General features: G+C 68.0%; 14 protein-coding genes. 5 read left to right on the top strand and 9 right to left on the bottom strand.

What is annotated here, in order from left to right; all coding sequences use genetic code 11:
* The first annotated feature begins 16 nt into the window (after positions 1-16).
* From ACQ4L4_RS20255 to ACQ4L4_RS20235, 5 genes are all read left to right on the top strand, one after another.
* Positions 17-2,107, top strand: coding sequence for a sensor histidine kinase (locus ACQ4L4_RS20255; protein WP_431100678.1), 2,091 nt, complete (start codon positions 17-19; stop codon positions 2,105-2,107).
* A 190-nt stretch (positions 2,108-2,297) separates the two neighbouring features.
* Positions 2,298-3,971: a long-chain-fatty-acid--CoA ligase gene (locus ACQ4L4_RS20250; RefSeq protein WP_431100677.1), complete on the top strand. Its 1,674-nt coding sequence runs from the start codon at positions 2,298-2,300 to the stop codon at positions 3,969-3,971.
* A gap of 87 nt (positions 3,972-4,058) precedes the next feature.
* Positions 4,059-4,607, top strand: a complete 549-nt coding sequence (locus tag ACQ4L4_RS20245; RefSeq protein WP_431100676.1) for a hypothetical protein — start codon at positions 4,059-4,061, stop codon at positions 4,605-4,607.
* A gap of 53 nt (positions 4,608-4,660) precedes the next feature.
* Positions 4,661-5,218 (top strand): NADPH-dependent FMN reductase, encoded by a 558-nt coding sequence (locus ACQ4L4_RS20240; protein ID WP_431100675.1) that lies wholly within the window; start codon positions 4,661-4,663, stop codon positions 5,216-5,218.
* A gap of 3 nt (positions 5,219-5,221) precedes the next feature.
* Positions 5,222-5,965: a 16S rRNA (uracil(1498)-N(3))-methyltransferase gene (locus tag ACQ4L4_RS20235; RefSeq protein ID WP_431100674.1), complete on the top strand. Its 744-nt coding sequence runs from the start codon at positions 5,222-5,224 to the stop codon at positions 5,963-5,965.
* An 87-nt stretch (positions 5,966-6,052) separates the two neighbouring features.
* Here the strand turns inward: ACQ4L4_RS20235 and ACQ4L4_RS20230 are convergent, their stop codons facing one another.
* The 9 genes from ACQ4L4_RS20230 to ACQ4L4_RS20190 all read right to left on the bottom strand — a co-directional run bounded on the left by ACQ4L4_RS20230 (position 6,053) and on the right by ACQ4L4_RS20190 (position 15,003).
* Entirely contained in the window at positions 6,053-6,358 is a 306-nt protein-coding gene (locus ACQ4L4_RS20230) for a type II toxin-antitoxin system RelE/ParE family toxin (RefSeq protein ID WP_431100673.1), read from the bottom strand.
* Positions 6,355-6,618: a type II toxin-antitoxin system ParD family antitoxin gene (locus ACQ4L4_RS20225; protein ID WP_431100672.1), complete on the bottom strand. Its 264-nt coding sequence runs from the start codon at positions 6,616-6,618 to the stop codon at positions 6,355-6,357. Before ACQ4L4_RS20225 ends, ACQ4L4_RS20230 begins: the two co-directional genes overlap by 4 nt.
* A 68-nt stretch (positions 6,619-6,686) precedes the next feature.
* On the bottom strand, positions 6,687-7,973 hold the full coding sequence (locus tag ACQ4L4_RS20220) for a THUMP domain-containing class I SAM-dependent RNA methyltransferase (protein WP_431100671.1): 1,287 nt from the start codon (positions 7,971-7,973) through the stop codon (positions 6,687-6,689).
* A gap of 144 nt (positions 7,974-8,117) precedes the next feature.
* Entirely contained in the window at positions 8,118-9,641 is a 1,524-nt protein-coding gene (locus tag ACQ4L4_RS20215) for an RNA polymerase factor sigma-54 (RefSeq protein ID WP_431100670.1), read from the bottom strand.
* Between the two features lie 15 nt (positions 9,642-9,656).
* Positions 9,657-10,424, bottom strand: a complete 768-nt coding sequence (lptB, locus tag ACQ4L4_RS20210) for an LPS export ABC transporter ATP-binding protein (protein ID WP_377159229.1) — start codon at positions 10,422-10,424, stop codon at positions 9,657-9,659.
* Entirely contained in the window at positions 10,421-11,044 is a 624-nt protein-coding gene (lptA, locus tag ACQ4L4_RS20205; RefSeq protein WP_377159231.1) for a lipopolysaccharide transport periplasmic protein LptA, read from the bottom strand. Before lptA ends, lptB begins: the two co-directional genes overlap by 4 nt.
* A 272-nt stretch (positions 11,045-11,316) precedes the next feature.
* The gene (locus tag ACQ4L4_RS20200; protein WP_431100669.1) at positions 11,317-13,011 is read right to left on the bottom strand and encodes an ABC transporter ATP-binding protein; all 1,695 of its coding nucleotides are present in this window, start codon (positions 13,009-13,011) and stop codon (positions 11,317-11,319) included.
* A gap of 4 nt (positions 13,012-13,015) precedes the next feature.
* Positions 13,016-14,068, bottom strand: a complete 1,053-nt coding sequence (locus ACQ4L4_RS20195) for an ABC transporter permease (protein ID WP_431100668.1) — start codon at positions 14,066-14,068, stop codon at positions 13,016-13,018.
* The gene (locus ACQ4L4_RS20190) at positions 14,065-15,003 is read right to left on the bottom strand and encodes an ABC transporter permease (RefSeq protein WP_377159237.1); all 939 of its coding nucleotides are present in this window, start codon (positions 15,001-15,003) and stop codon (positions 14,065-14,067) included. Before ACQ4L4_RS20190 ends, ACQ4L4_RS20195 begins: the two co-directional genes overlap by 4 nt.
* Between the last annotated feature and the right edge of the window lie 76 nt (positions 15,004-15,079).

Here is a 15,079-nt window from a genome sequence, read left to right as displayed (position 1 = left end):
GGTATTCACGCGATCGATGGAGGTTCGCCCGGCAGCGGCGATGGTGTCGATCCGGCGGCTGGCGCTGCTGGTGGCGCTGCCCTTGCTGATGCTCGGCGTCGTCCATCTGTTCTCCCAGCAGTACGGCACGGCGACGCCGCCGCAGGTGCTGCGCCTGACCGAGGCCCGCCTGCTGCCAGGCGACGCGCTCGATCCGGCGCAGATCCCCGGGGCATTGCCCGATGCGCGGTCGGGCGCGCGGCTGCGGACCGGGCCGGCCTCCGCGCACTCGGCCGCGTCGTCCGTCGTGTCCCGGCCGTTGAGTCCGACGGCCACCCCGACGCCGATGCCCTCGACGATGCCGACCACGCCGGCCGTGCCCCTCGCACCGGGCCACGTGGTCGCGCTGCCGGTCCAGATCCACGACACCGACGCGCCCGGCCCGCTCTGGTTCGCGCTCGATTTCCACCTGGACCGGCCCGCCGAGGCGCCGTACTGGCTCGTGATCCAGCACCGGCCCGCGGCGACGGTCTATCTGGACGGGCAGTTGATCGCGACTTCCAGCCCGGGCAGCGGTTATGCGTCCGAGGACGAGGACGATCTCGCGCAACGCGGCCTGCTGCTCGCGGGTCGCCGGCTGCAGGTCAGCATCCCGCCCGCGATGCTGCCGGCCGGCGAGCATCGGCTCAGCCTGCGGCTGGCACGTCCGGGCTTCGAAGGCGCGGGGCTGTCAGCGCCGCTGCTGGGCCCTTCCGCGCAGATCCGCGCCTTGCAGGAGGGGCGCCGCTTCTGGCAGGTGATCCGCGTCACGACGGCGTTGGCCGGCATCGTCATCGGTGCGTTCATGCTGATGGTGTGGCTCGCCCTTCGCCAGGAATGGCTGTATGGCGTGACCGGCCTGTTCTGCCTGTGCACCGCGCTGCTGCTGTCGCCCTACCTGCTCAACGGCGCGCTGTTCCCCGCGCCTTGGTGGCGCGTGACGCTGGACCTGGCCGACGTGCTCTCGAAGGCGGGCCTGCTCTTCCTGGTCGCGCGGCTCTCGGGCATCGGGGCGCGCTGGCCCGAGAAGATGGCCGTGGCCTATCTGGTGCTCGGCACCGTGATCGACGGCGCCGCCGCCTTCCTGGGCTGGAGCTGGACCGACTTCCATCACCCCTGGCCGTGGTGGGCGCTCGGCAGTCGCGCCGTCGTGCTGGGCGCCGCGGCGGTCCTGGCGGCCCGGGCCGCGCTCGCGACGCCGCGTTACGCCCACCTGGTCGGCGCCTGCGCCGTGGCGCTGTCGGCCTGGGTCTGGCTCTATGTGAGCTGGTTCGCGCTGGTGCTGTCGAAGCAGATGAGCGTCGTCGACATCAACGTCGTCGGACACGCCGTGCTGATCGCGATCGCCGGCGTGGCGCTGCAGCGGCGCTTCGTCGGGTCGCTGCGCGACGAGGCGATGGCGCGCATCCGGCTCGAGCAGGCGCTCGATGCGCGCACCCGCGAGCTGCAGGATCGCTGGGAAGACCTGCAGGACAGCGAGCGTCAGCGCACGGCCGCGCAGGAACGCGAGCGCCTGCTGCAGGAGATGCATGACGGTCTGGGCTCGCAGCTCGTGACCGCGCGGCTGTGCGCCGAGCGCGGCGTGACCTCGCAGTCGCTGGTCGGGCTGCTCGACGAGTGCATCCGCGAGATGCGCCTGACCGTCGACGCGCTCGCCGTCACGGACGGGGATCTCACGCTGCTGCTCGCCAACCTGCGGCACCGGATGGCGCCGCGGCTGCAGGACGCGGGACTCGAGCTGGACTGGCAACTGACCGACATCCCGCTGCTGCCGACCTTGCGCGGCACCGGCGGCCGCGAGTTGATCCGCATCGTGCAGGAGGCGCTCAGCAACGTCATCCATCATGCCGGCGCCACGCGGGTCCGTTTCTCGACGCGCGTGGACGAGGCGCGGGGGCAGGTCTTGCTGTCCATCGTCGACAACGGACGCGGCATGGCGGCCGACCTGCGCCAGGGCAACGGCCTGCGCGGCATGCGCCGTCGCGCCGAGCGGATCTCCGCCGACATCGACTGGCGCGCGCCGGAAGAGGCGCCGGTCGAGGGCGGCACCGAACTGCTGCTGTGGCTGCCGCTGCACGTCGACCCGTGAGCGCACCGCGCGTGCGCGGGCACGCCGCGGGCCCGCCATCGCGCCGCATTCCAGCCGCATTCCAGCCGTTCCCGATGCGTTCCCGGTGCGTTCTGGAGTCATCTCTCCACTTTGTGCGGTCTATCGAATCCCCTGATGGGGCGCCGATGGCGATCAGCGAGAATCCGCGCCGAACCTTGGAGACAGAACAATGGAGAAGAACTGGCTGAAGCACTATCCGGCGGGAGTGCCTGCCGAGATCGATGCGGACGTCTATCCCTCGCTCGTCGAGCTGATGGAAGCGGCGTTCAAGCAGTTCCCGGAGCGCGCCGCCTACAAGATGCTGGGGCGCTCGATCAGCTTCGAGCAGATCGACGAGGCCTCGCGCGCGTTCGCCGCGTACCTGCAGGGCCTGGGCCTGGAGAAGGGTGATCGCGTCGCGATCATGATGCCCAACGTGCCGCAGTATCCGGTCGCCGTCGCGGCGGTGCTGCGCGCCGGTTACGTCGTGGTCAACGTCAACCCGCTGTACACGCCGCGCGAGCTGGAACACCAGCTCAAGGACGCCGGCGCGAAGGCGATCGTCATCATCGAGAACTTCGCCGCCACGTTGCAGCAGGTGCTCGCGAACGTGCCGACGAAGCACATCGTCCTGGCCGCGATGGGCGACATGCTCGGCTTTGCCAAGGGCATGGTCGTCAACTACGTCGTGCGCAAGGTCAAGAAGCTGGTGCCGGCCTTCGAGCTGCCCTCGGCGGTGCGCTTCAACGACGCGGTCTCGAAGGGCCGCGGCCAGACCTACAAGCGTCCGACGGTCGGCCCCAACGACATCGCGGTGCTGCAGTACACCGGCGGCACGACCGGTGTCTCCAAGGGCGCGGTGCTGCTGCATCGCAACCTGGTCGCCAACACGCTGCAGTGCGAGGCCTGGTACCAGCCCGCGCTGAAGAAGAAGCCCGCCGATGAACAGCTGATGAGCGTCTGCGCGCTGCCGCTGTATCACATCTTCGGATTCACCACCAACCTGATGCTGTCGATGCGCGTCGGCGGCTGCAACGTGCTGATTCCCAATCCGCGGGACCTGCCCGCGGTGTTCAAGGAACTCAGCCACCACAAGATCCACAGCCTGCCCGCGGTCAACACGCTCTTCATGGCGATGGCCAACCACGCGCAGTTCAACACGGTGGACTGGAGCGGGCTGGTGATCTCCGTCGGCGGCGGCATGGCCGTGCAGCAGGCGACGGCGCGGCTGTGGCTGGAGAAGACCGGCTGCCCGATCGTCGAAGGCTACGGCCTGTCGGAAACCTCCCCGGTCGCGTGCTGCAACCCGACGGACAGCACCGCCTATACCGGCTCGATCGGTCTGCCGCTGTCCGGCACCGAGGTGACGCTGCTCGACGACGACGGCAACGAAGTGCCGACCGGCAGCAGCGGCGAGATCGCGATCCGCGGTCCGCAGGTGATGGCGGGCTACTGGCAGCGGCCCGACGAGACCGCCAAGGTCATGACGGCCGACGGCTACTTCCGCACCGGCGACATCGGCACGGTGGACGAGCGCGGCTTCTTCCGCATCGTCGACCGCAAGAAGGACATGATCCTGGTCAGCGGCTTCAACGTCTATCCGAACGAGATCGAGGACGTGCTGACGCAGATGCCGGGCGTGGCCGAGTGCGCCGCCGTCGGCGTGCCCGACGAGAAGGCCGGCGAGGCGGTGAAGGTCGTGATCGTGCGCCGCAATCCGGCGCTGACCGAGGCCGACGTCAAGGCCTTCTGCGAAGCGAACCTGACCGGCTACAAGCGTCCCCGGGTCATCGAGTTCCGGACCGAACTGCCAAAAACGCCGGTCGGCAAGGTGTTGCGCCGTGAATTGCGCGACAAGAAGTAGCAGTCCGTAGCAGTTTTAGGGATTGCACTTGGGCGAAATCCGCCCTTGACACCCTAAAGTTCGCCCTCCTGAGGAGGAGGCAAGGCCGTGCTCGAAGAACGTTACGAAAAGACCGAGGCCGGGCGTGCGGAAATCAAGTCGCGCGCGCTGGTGCAGGCGCGCGTGGCGCGCAACCTGTTGCTGGTGATCGACGCCAGCAAGACCGGCGGGGACTGGGTGGGGGTGGTGCAAGGCGCCGCGCCCACCGATCTCGAACTGCTGGTGCAGCATCAGCTCGTGAAGGTGACCGCCGGTGCGCCGTTGTCGCGGCCCATGGGCCCGGCATCGATCGCGACCCCGATGGGGTCGGGCGGGCCGTCGTCGCGCATGAGCGGCGCCTCGGCATCGCGACCGGTCCCGTCGCGGCTGGCGGGTGCGCCCACCTCGTCGCTGCCCTACAACGAGCTGTACACGGCGCTGAGCACCTTCGCCAAGCAGCAGGGGCTGCTGAAGGGCTACAAGATCGCGCTGGAAGTCGAGCAGTGCGCCGACATGAGCCAGCTGCAGACCCTGGCGCTGGACATCATCGACCGCGTGCGCGCCGCCAAGGGGGACGCCGCGGCGCACGAACTGCGTGCGACACTGGGGTTCAACTGAACCGGACCGCCTGACATCCTGGAGGCGGTCCTTCCACTGTTGGGAGCCCCTCCATGTCCACGTCCTACCGCGTCGCGGTACTGGTCGGCAGCCTGCGCAAGGCGTCGTTCAACCGCAAGCTGGCCCTCGCGCTGGCAAACCTGGCCCCCGCTGAGCTGAAGCTCGAGATCGTCGAGATCGGCGCGCTGCCTTTCTACAACGAAGACGAGGCGGCCGAGCCGCCGGCGGCGTGGGTCGACTTCCGCAAGGCGGTGAAGTCCGCGGACGCGCTGCTGTTCGTGAGCCCCGAATACAACCGCTCGATCCCCGGCGTGCTGAAGAACGCGCTGGACGTGGGATCGCGGCCCTACGGTCAGAGTGCCTTCGACGGCAAGCCGGCCGCGGTGATCACGCTGTCGCCGGGCGCGCTGGGCGGCTTCGGTGCGAACCACCATCTGCGCCAGGTGCTGGCCTGCCTGAACACGCCGCTGCTGCCGTCGCCGGAGGTCTACCTCGGCGGCGCGGCCGACATGTTCAAGGATGACGGCAGCGTCGCGAAGCCGGAGACGGAAGCCTTCCTGCGCAAGGTCCTGACGGCTTTCGCCGCCTGGGTGGGCAAGAACAAGGGGTGAGCGTTGGCGGCGAGGTTGTTTGTCGAGCAGCCGCTGGGTGCGGTGGGGCTCGACGCTGAACTGGCGCTGCCCCCTGGGGCGGCGCGTCATGTGCAGGTGCTGCGGCTGCAGCCGGGGGACGAAGTCACGCTGTTCGATGGCAGCGGCGACGAGTGGACCGCGGCGGTCACGGCGATGGGACGCAGCGAAGTCCGCGTCGCGCTGAAGGCGCGTCAGGCGGTCGATCGTGAGCTCAAGCGCGCGGTCACGCTGGCTGTAGTGATGCCGGCCAACGACCGGATGGACGGTATCGTCGAGAAGGCCTGCGAGCTCGGCGCGGTAGCGATCCAGCCGCTGATGAGCGAGCGTTCCGTGCTTCGCCTCAACGGCGATCGCGCGGACAAGAAGCGCGCGCACTGGCAGGGCATCGCGATCGCGGCGGCCGAACAGTGTGGACGCGCCAAGCCCTTGCAGGTCGCGCCGGTGAAGACGCTGGCGACGTGGCTCGCCGAGCTTTCTGCCGATGCCGACGAGCAACGCTGGCTGCTGAGCCCTGTGGCCGCGCAGCCGCTGTCGGCGCTGACGTCGTCATCGAGCGATGCGCAGCGCATCACGGTCCTCAGCGGCCCCGAAGGTGGTCTCAGCGAGGCCGAGGAGCAGTCCGCGCGCGCACGCGGATTCAGCGCCGCGAAGCTGGGTCCTAGGATCTTGCGCGCTGATACCGCGCCGCTTGCCGTGCTTGGCTGGCTCGCTCTCAGCGAGGCCTGAGGGCCGGTTCGGGCCGCCTGCGAATTTCGGCCAGAAGCTCATCGAAGAACTCGTTGGCGGGGCGACCAAGCCCGTTCTTTGAAGAGGTCACTCCCACGCAGCAAGGAACGCGACGTTGTCCCTGGATGTATGGAGCACATGGAGCACGTCTACGGTGTCCTGTTCTTCGAACGCGCGATAGATGATCTGATAGTTGCCGTGGATCCGACGGCGGAGTCCTGAGCGGGCGTAGCGGGCAATCACCGGGAATGATTCGCCCATATGGGCCAGCCCCTCGATCTTGTCGAGCAGCTCGCGGACGAAGGTGCTCGCCCGTCGCGAGTTCTTCGCGGCGATGTATTCGCGTATCGACAGGAGATCCGACTGCGCCTCCACGTGGAGGCACACATTCATGCTTTGACGTCGCCTTCGGGATCGAGGCCGGCGAGGATGGTCCTGCGAGCGTCCTCGAAGGGGATGTACTGATCGCGTGGTGACGCCAGCCGACGCGCGAGCTCGTCATCCAGCGCGCGCAACTTCGCTGCCCGCCAGCCCTCCAATTCCTCACTCTCGCGCAGCACCTGCGTGCGCGACGAATACTTTCCGCTCTCGATCAGATTCAGCACGATGGCCTCCAGTTCGGGTCCCAGATCTGCGTGAATCATCTCGGTCATTCCCTCGAAAAGAAATCGCATCGTCGGGGGAGGCCTATCCCCACCAAGGGGGCCCACCTTCGGCGGAGTTACTCGTCGGAGTCAGTGTTCCCTACGGTCTGCTTGCGGGCCGATCCTGCGACAAGATCGAACTTGAAGAGCCGGCATTCGATCGGTCCGTTCCACATCGGGATGCGGCGCGACTCCTTGAGTCGCATCTTGCTGGGCAACTTCATTTCCGGGCACAGCAGCCATGCAGTCCATCCCGCCGGATGCTGCGTGTAGGCGCGCTTCCAATGCGCGGAGAGGCGCGGGAAGAAGTCGTCGCCCGCATCGCGCTCTTCCGACAGCGCGCCGCCGTCCATGCGCTGCGTGCCGGCCTTGCCGCGCACCTCGATTCGCTCGCCGTAAGGCGGGTTCAACATCAGCGTGCCGGGCATGTCGTCTGGCAGCGCCGGCGCCGGACGTTCGAGCGCATCGCCGCCGTTGAACTGGATGTACTGCGCCACGCCGGCGCGCTCCGCGTTGCGACGCGCGAAGTCGACCATCCGGAACGACACGTCGCTCGCGAAGATCGGCACCTCGGACGGACGCTCCGCCGCGCGCGCCTGTTCCTTGATCGTGCGCCACACCGGCAGCAGCGTCTGGAACGGCTTCAGCTTCTCGAACGCGAAGCGACGCTGGATGCCCGGCGCGATGTTGCAGGCGATGGTCGCCGCTTCCACCGGGATCGTGCCCGAGCCGCAGCACGGGTCGTGCAGCGCGCCGCCGGCTTCCCGCGTGCCCTTCCAGCCCGCCGCGGCCAGCATCGCCGCCGCCAGCGTCTCCTTCAACGGCGCGTCGCCCTTGTCCTCACGCCAGCCGCGCTTGAACAGCGATTCGCCCGAGCTGTCGACATAGACCGTCGCCAGGTCCTCGGTCAGATGCAGCTGCAGCGGCAGGTCCGGCCAGCGCGTGTCGACGCTGGGCCGCTCGCCGGTCGCGTCGCGCAGGATGTCGCAGACGGCATCCTTCACCCGCAGCGTCGCGAAGTTCAGGCTGTGCAGCGGCGAGCGCTGCGCCGTCGTGTCCACACGCAGCGTCTGCTGCGGCGTGATCCAGCGTGTCCAGTCGACGGTGCGCGCGATCGCGTAGATGTCGTCCTCGTGGCGGTACTCCTCGCGCGCGACTTCGATCAGCACGCGCTGCGTGAGCCGGCTGTGCAGGTTGAGCCGCATCACCGCCGCGAGCGTGCCGTACAGGCCGACGCCGCCGCGGAAGGCCTTCGGGCCCTGCAGACACTCGTCCGGACCGAGGATGTCGCGCACCTCCGCCTCCAGCCAGTCTTCGACGCCGGCGGCGCAGGGCAGGAACAGGTGATAGGCGGAATCGGACATCGTGCGTGCAGCGTGAATCGGGCGCCGAAGCGCCCGGGAGGATCAAGCAACTGATTGTCCCACCGACGTCGACTGTGGCTTGACTCCCTCTCCCGCTTGCGGGAGAGGGCAGGGGGGAGGGCCAGCGGCGGTGGCAGTGCGACGTCAGCGCGACTTGCGCAGATTCGCCGGTGCGAGCTTGAGCGCCTCGCGGTACTTCGCGACGGTGCGTCGCGCCACGGTGATGCCCTGCTCGCCAAGCATCGTCGACAGCTGGCTGTCGGACAGCGGGCTGGTGGTGTCTTCGGCCGCGATGAACTGCTTGATCAGCGCGCGCACGGCGGTGCTGGACGCATTGCCGCCGGCCTCGGTCGACAGGCTCGACCCGAAGAAGTACTTCAGCTCGAAGGTGCCCCACGGCGTCGCCATGTACTTGGCGGTCGTGACGCGCGAGATCGTCGACTCGTGCAAGCCCAGCTCGTCCGCGATCTCGCGCAGCACCAGCGGCTTCATCGCCAGCTCGCCGTGCGTGAAGAAACCGCGCTGGCGCTCGACGATGGCCTCGCTGACGCGCTGGATCGTGTCGAAGCGCTGCTGGATGTTCTTGATGAACCAGCGCGCTTCCTGCAGCTGCCCGCCCAGCGGCGAGTTGCTCACGCCGCCGCGCGTCGCGCGCAGCGCCTGCGCGTAGAGATCGTTGATGCGCAGCTTGGGCAGCACGTCCGGGTTGATGGAGACGCGGAAGTTCCGCCCCGCCTTCTGCACGATCACGTCGGGGATGACGGGCCGGTTCTCGCTGCGCGCATAGCGACGACCGGGCTTGGGTTCGAGACCGGCGATCAGCGATTGCGCGTCGCGCAGCAGCTCCTCGTCCGCGCCGGTCAGCGACATCAGCCGGCGCCAGTCGCGCTTGGCGAGCAGGTCCAGGTGCCGACGGCAGATCACGATCGCCAGCGCCTGCTCGGGCGAGCGCGGCAGCGTGCGCAGCTGCAGCTCCAGGCACTCGCCGAGGTCGCGCGCGCCGACACCGGCGGGCTCCATCGACTGCAGCCACTTGAGCGCGACCTTGAAGCGGTCCAGCAGCTCCTCGCGCTGTTCCAGGTCGGCGTCCTCGCCGAGGATCGCGGCGACCAACTCCTCGAGCGGGTCCTCGAGATAACCGTCTTCGTTGAGCGATTCGATCAGCGCCAGCAGCGCCGCGCGATCCACCGCGCTCAGGTTCATGCCGGGGATCTGTCCGCGCAGCACGTCCTGCAGCGACTCGTCGGGCGCTTCGGTCTCGGGCCGCTCGTCGTCGTCCCCGGACGAGGAGGATGCGCTGCCCGGCGTTTCGCGGATGCCGTCGAAGTCGTCACGCTCGGTGCCGTTCTCCCAGTCGTCGCGCTCGGTGGTGCCGAATTCCTCGGCACGCATCTCATCGCCCGCGGGCGTGTCCCCGGCGGGCGCGTCCGACTCGGTCTGCGCGACGCGCTCCTCGCGTTCCTCGCGCTCGGTCAGACGCTCCTGCGTGGCGGTTGGCAGCGGGGCGTCGAATTCCTCGTCGGTCTCCAGCAGCGGGTTGCTCGCGAGCATCTGCTCCACCTCCTGGTGGAGCTCCAGCGTCGACAACTGCAACAGACGGATGGACTGCTGCAGCTGAGGCGTCAGCGCAAGATGCTGGGACAGGCGAACCTGTAGCGTCGGCCTCATGTCGACTCCCGGCCCTTACATCTTGAAGTGTTCGCCGAGGTAGACCCTGCGCACGTCCTGATGCTCGACGATGTGCTGGGGCGTGCCTTCGGCGAGCACCGCCCCTTCGCTGATGATGTAGGCGCGGTCGCAGATGCCCAGCGTCTCGCGCACGTTGTGGTCGGTGATCAGCACGCCGATGCCGCGCTGCTTCAGGAAGCGGATGATCCGCTGGATCTCCAGCACCGCGATCGGGTCGACGCCGGCGAAGGGCTCGTCCAGCAGGATGAAGCGCGGCTGCGTGGCCAGCGCGCGGGCGATCTCGACGCGGCGGCGCTCGCCGCCGGACAGCGCCGGCGCGGGCGTGTCGCGCAGCTTCTCGATCGACAGCTCGTTGAGCAGCTTGTCCAGCTCCGCGTCGATGCGCGACGAGGGCCAGGCCTTGCCCTTCTCGTCGAGCTGCAGCTCCAGCACGGCGCGGATGTTCTCCTCGACGTTGAGCTTGCGGAAAATCGACGCCTCCTGCGGCAGGTAGCTCAGCCCCATGCGCGCGCGCTGGTGGATGGGCATCGTCTGCACCGGCTGGCCGTCGATCTGGATCTCGCCGGCATCGGCGCGGACCAGGCCCACGATCATGTAGAAACTGGTCGTCTTGCCGGCGCCGTTCGGGCCGAGCAGGCCGATCACCTCGCCGCTGTGCAGGTCGATGTGGACGTCCTTGACCACCTTCCTGACGCCGTAAGACTTCTGCAGCCCCCAGGCCTGGAGGCGGCTCCGGGGAGCGTTCGTGCGGGCTTCCGTCATTGCTGGGGGGACTGGCGAGGCGTCAGGTTGATGCTGGGGCGCAACGGCAGCGGGGCGCTGCTGGCGGGCGGCGGTTCGCTCGCTGCGTTGCGCGGCATCAGCACGACACGGCCGCGGCCGCTCGGATGCGGCGAACCGGCGCCGGTCTCGACGATCAGGCGTTCGGTGCGGTTGTCGTAGTTCAGCGTGGCGCCGGAGAGCGCCTGCTTCAGCTGGTCGCCCTGCATCACCCGCGCTTCGGCGTTGCCGACCAGGCGGATGGTCTCGGTTCGGGTGTCGTATTCGATCTGGTCGGCGCGGCCTTCGATGCGCTCGCCGGGGGTGTCACGATCCTGGCGAAAATGCACCTGCTTGGCGGAGGTCCCGTTGGCGTAGGCCTGGTAGTAGCCGTCGCTGGTCTCCTGGACATCCATCCGGTCGGCGCGCAGCTCCATCGAGCCCTTGGTCATGATCACGTTGCCGTTGAACTCGGACCGCTGCTTGACCTTGTCGATCGCGCCTTCACGATCGAAGACCAGGTTCAGGGGCTTGGCGCGGTCGTCCTTCGCGGCCTGCGACAAAGGCGCGGCCAAGGCCAGCGCGAGCGCGGTCGACAACAGCAAAGGGCGGCGAAGCGACATGGGGGGATCCTGACGGCACAAAACTTGCTGGCCATTCTAGCCATCGCTGGAGCAGGGAGCAGGAGGTCGTCCCGCGTGAGCGAGGGGCCTAGTCTTCGCGCTTGTGGAAAGTTCGGTTTTGGTGCATTCGGGGGCGGGCGAGGTGGCGAGGGGCGAGGGACCGAGCGGGAGCCGCCCGACTGGGGCCCCTTTTCTCCATGTCCCTCCTTCGTCTGCCTCCCGGCAGACGAATTCCCTCCTTGACCTCCGAAAAGGGGCCCCAGTCGGCCGGCTCAGGCGACGCTGGCTGTCGGCTCGGTGCCTTGATATCCGCGCGGGACGGCACCGAGTAGACGCTTGGTGTACTCCTGCTTGGGTGCTGCCAGCAGCGCGCGGGCATCGGCCTGCTCGACGACGTCGCCGTGCTGCATGACCAGGACCTCGTCGGAGATGAACTTCACCACCGCCAGGTCATGGCTGATGAAGATGTAGCTCAGGCCGAATTCGTCCTGCAGATCCTTCAGCAGGTTCAGCACCTGGGCTTGGACCGAGACGTCCAGCGCCGAGACGGCCTCGTCCAGCACCAGCACTTCCGGCTGCAGCGTCAGGCAGCGCGCGATGGCGATGCGCTGGCGCTGGCCGCCGGAGAACTCGTGCGGATACTTGTGCAGCGCCGACTCGTCCAGCCCGACCTTCTTCAGCAACGCGCTGGCCGTGGCCATGCGCTCATCGTGGCTCTTGCCGATGCCGTGGATCTCCATCGGCTCCAGCAGCGTCTGCGCGATCGTGAAGCGCGGATTCAGCGAGGCATACGGGTTCTGGAAGACGACCTGGATCCGGCGACGCATCTTCTGCCAGTCCGGGCCGTTCATCTTCAGCAGGTCCTGGCCTTCGAAGAGCACCTCGCCGCCGGTGGGCTCGTGCAGCCGCAGCAGCGTCAGGCCCATCGTCGTCTTGCCCGAGCCGGACTCGCCCACCACGCCCAGCGTGTGACCCTTGCGCAGCTGGAAGTCGACACCCTTGACCGCCTTGAACTCGGTCTTGCTGAAGAGGCCCGACTTGAAGAAGAAGCTCTTCTTCAGACCCTTGACCTCGAGGATCACCGGCGCATTCGGATCCTTCGCCTTGCCCGTGCCCTCGGACACCAGACGGCCGGCGATGTGGTCGTCGATGACCATCAGCCGCGCCGGGTTCTCCGTCAGCGACGGCCGGCAGGCCAGCAGCGCCTTCGTGTAGGCGTCCTGCGGGTGGTGGAAGATGTCCGCCACCGGCGCCTGCTCACGGACCTCGCCATGACGCATGACGACGACGTGGTCGGCGATCTCGCCCACCACGCCCAGGTCGTGCGAGATGAACAGCATGCTCATCCGGTGCGATTCCTTCAGGCGGGCGAGCAGCTCCATCACCTGGCGCTGGATGGTGACGTCCAGCGCCGTGGTCGGCTCGTCGGCGATCAGCAGCTTGGGGCTGCAGGCCAGCGCCACCGCGATCATCACGCGCTGCTGCTGGCCGCCGGACATCTCGTGCGGATAACTCTTCAGGCGCCGCTTGGGGTCGGGAATGCCGACCTCGTTGAGCAGCTCCTCGGCGCGCACCAGCGCCTGGCGCCGGCTCATGCCCAGGTGCTTGATCAGCGGCTCCATGATCTGGTCCGCGACCGGGAACACCGGGTTCAAGGAACTCATCGGATCCTGGAACACGCAGGCGATCTCGCGCCCGCGCACCGACTGCAGTTCGCGCAGCGAGGTCTTCAGCAGGTCGCGGCCCTGGAACAGGATCGCGCCGGTGCGCTCGGCGTTGTCGGGCAGCAGGTTGAGGATGGACATCGCCGTCACGCTCTTGCCCGAGCCCGACTCGCCCACCAGCGCCACCGTGCGGTTCTCGGGGATGTCGAAGCTGACGCCCTTGACGGCCAGCTGGCGCTGCATGGCGCCGTCGACCTTGCCCATGCGGAAGGCGACCTTCAGGTCTTGAATGCTCAACAGCATGGCGTTACTCCAGACCGCGCAGTTTGGGATCGAGCGCGTCGCGCAGCGCATCCGTGAAGAGGGCGAACGCCGTGACGAACACCGCCATGAAGCCGGTCACCGCGGCCAGCTGCCACCAGTAGCCCAGGATCAGCTCGCTCTGCGCCTCGGCCAGCATCGTGCCCCAGGACACCTGGTCCACGCTGACGCCCAGGCCCAGGTAGGACAGGATGACCTCGCTCTTGATGAAGCCCACCACGTGCAGCGAGAGCTGCACCAGCGCGACGTGCGAGACGTTGGGCAGGATGTGCTTGAACATGCGCGAGCTCTTGCTCGCGCCGATGGCCTCGGCGCTGCGGACGTATTCCCGCACCGAGTGCTTCATGAACTCGGCGCGCACCAGACGGTAGATGCCGGTCCAGCCCGCCAGGCCCAGGATCATCACCACCGGCAGCACGCCGCGGCCGAAGACGACCGCGAAGGCGAAGATCAGCAGGATGTTGGGCATCGCCGTGAAGACGTTGTAGACCCACTCCAGGAAGTCGCCGACCTTGCCGCCGTAGAAGCCCGACAGCGCGCCCAGCACGGTGCCGATGAGCGTGGCCACCAGCGCGGCCAGGACGCCGACCATGATGGAGATCTCGGCGCCCTTGATCGCCTTGGCCAGCACGTCGCGGCCCAGGCGGTCGCCGCCGAAGGGCAGGGTCTCGGCGCGCGGCGCCTCGTCGGTCTTGTACTGCTTGGCCTTCTCGGTCCACTCGGCGTACTTGGGCGCGAGCGGGTCGATGTCGCTGAGGTCGACGTTCGGGCCCTTGGGCTGCACGATGGCGCCGGCGCTTTCGGCCGGCGCGGGGCCGACGAAGGTCGGCGGCGCGTTGGGCACGCCGGTTTCCTTCTGCCAGTCGCGGGCCACCAGGCCCAGGCCGGCGGCCAGCACCAGCAGCAGCGACAACGCGACGACGACCATCGCGAACATGCCGAGCTTGTCGGACTTCAGACGCCGCCACGAGGCGTACCAGACGCCGCGCGAGCGCTGGGGCTTCACGGCCACGGTGGGGGTGGGCAGCACTGCGCTCATTTCAACACCACCCGCGGGTCAACCAGCTTGTAGAGAAGGTCGGTGATCAGGTTGACCACCATCGTCAGCGCCGCGATGTAGATCGCGAAGGCCTGGATCACCGGATAGTCGTTGCGGTTCACCGCCAGCAGGATCTCGCGGCCCAGGCCGGGGATGGAGAAGAACACTTCCAGCAGGAAGGAGCCGACGAACACCCCCGGCAGCGCCACCGAGATGTTGGTCATGATCGGGATCATCGCGTTGCGCAGCACGTGCTTGAGCAGGATGGTCTTCTCGGTCATGCCCTTGGCGCGCGCGGTGCGGACGTACTCGTGGCCGATCTCGTCAAGGAAGAAGGTGCGGTACAGCCGCGTGTACGGCGACAGCGCGACGGCCACCGCGACCAGCACCGGCAGCGGCGCATAGGTCGTGAGGTTGGTCCACAGCGAATCGCTCCAGCCCTGCACCGGGAACCAGCCCAGGCGGAAGGCGAAGAAGTACTGCGCCACGATCACGTAGACCAGCAGCGAGATGGACACCGCGACCGTCGTGAGGATCATCACCGCGCGGTCCGTGAGGCTGCCGCGCATGTAGGCGACGGCCAGCGCGAAGGGGATCGCCAGGATCACCTCGAGCACCAGGATCGGCAGCATCACCGTCAGCGTGGCCGGCATGCGCGTGGCGAAGAGGTTGGCCACGGACTCGTTGGTCGCCCAGCTCTTGCCCCAGTCGAAGGTGACGATCTGCTGCAGGAAGATCCACAGCTGTTCCCACACCGGCTTGTTCAGCCCGAGCTGATCGCGGATGGCCTCGATCTGGTCCTGGCTGGCGTTCAGGCCGCCCAGCACTTCGGCGGGATCACCGCCAAACCATTTGAAGAGGAAGAACACCAGCAGCACGACACCCAGCAAGGTGGGGATCATTTGCCACAGGCGCCTGATGAGATAGGCCGCCATACGCGCGGGACTCCAAGCAAGCGCCGCCAAGCCCGATGTCGAACCCGGCGACCGATAAAGACAAACCCCGGACGCT

This window comes from Roseateles noduli (genome assembly GCF_050626985.1).
GTDB classification, from domain to species: domain Bacteria; phylum Pseudomonadota; class Gammaproteobacteria; order Burkholderiales; family Burkholderiaceae_C; genus Roseateles; species Roseateles noduli_A.
Note: the sequence above shows the minus strand (reverse complement) of the source record. Positions and strands in the feature narration are given on the sequence as shown.

Excerpts from the sequence above, each read along its gene's own strand:
- ACQ4L4_RS20255 (WP_431100678.1), top strand. The coding sequence starts at position 17 with ATGGAGGTTCGCCCGGCAGCGGCGATGGTGTCGATCCGGCGGCTGGCG.
- ACQ4L4_RS20250 (WP_431100677.1), top strand. The coding sequence starts at position 2,298 with ATGGAGAAGAACTGGCTGAAGCACTATCCGGCGGGAGTGCCTGCCGAG.
- ACQ4L4_RS20240 (WP_431100675.1), top strand. The coding sequence starts at position 4,661 with ATGTCCACGTCCTACCGCGTCGCGGTACTGGTCGGCAGCCTGCGCAAG.
- ACQ4L4_RS20230 (WP_431100673.1), bottom strand. The coding sequence starts at position 6,358 with ATGAATGTGTGCCTCCACGTGGAGGCGCAGTCGGATCTCCTGTCGATA.
- ACQ4L4_RS20225 (WP_431100672.1), bottom strand. The coding sequence starts at position 6,618 with ATGACCGAGATGATTCACGCAGATCTGGGACCCGAACTGGAGGCCATC.
- ACQ4L4_RS20220 (WP_431100671.1), bottom strand. The coding sequence starts at position 7,973 with ATGTCCGATTCCGCCTATCACCTGTTCCTGCCCTGCGCCGCCGGCGTC.
- ACQ4L4_RS20215 (WP_431100670.1), bottom strand. The coding sequence starts at position 9,641 with ATGAGGCCGACGCTACAGGTTCGCCTGTCCCAGCATCTTGCGCTGACG.
- lptB (WP_377159229.1), bottom strand. The coding sequence starts at position 10,424 with ATGACGGAAGCCCGCACGAACGCTCCCCGGAGCCGCCTCCAGGCCTGG.
- lptA (WP_377159231.1), bottom strand. The coding sequence starts at position 11,044 with ATGTCGCTTCGCCGCCCTTTGCTGTTGTCGACCGCGCTCGCGCTGGCC.
- ACQ4L4_RS20200 (WP_431100669.1), bottom strand. The coding sequence starts at position 13,011 with ATGCTGTTGAGCATTCAAGACCTGAAGGTCGCCTTCCGCATGGGCAAG.
- ACQ4L4_RS20195 (WP_431100668.1), bottom strand. The coding sequence starts at position 14,068 with ATGAGCGCAGTGCTGCCCACCCCCACCGTGGCCGTGAAGCCCCAGCGC.
- ACQ4L4_RS20190 (WP_377159237.1), bottom strand. The coding sequence starts at position 15,003 with ATGGCGGCCTATCTCATCAGGCGCCTGTGGCAAATGATCCCCACCTTG.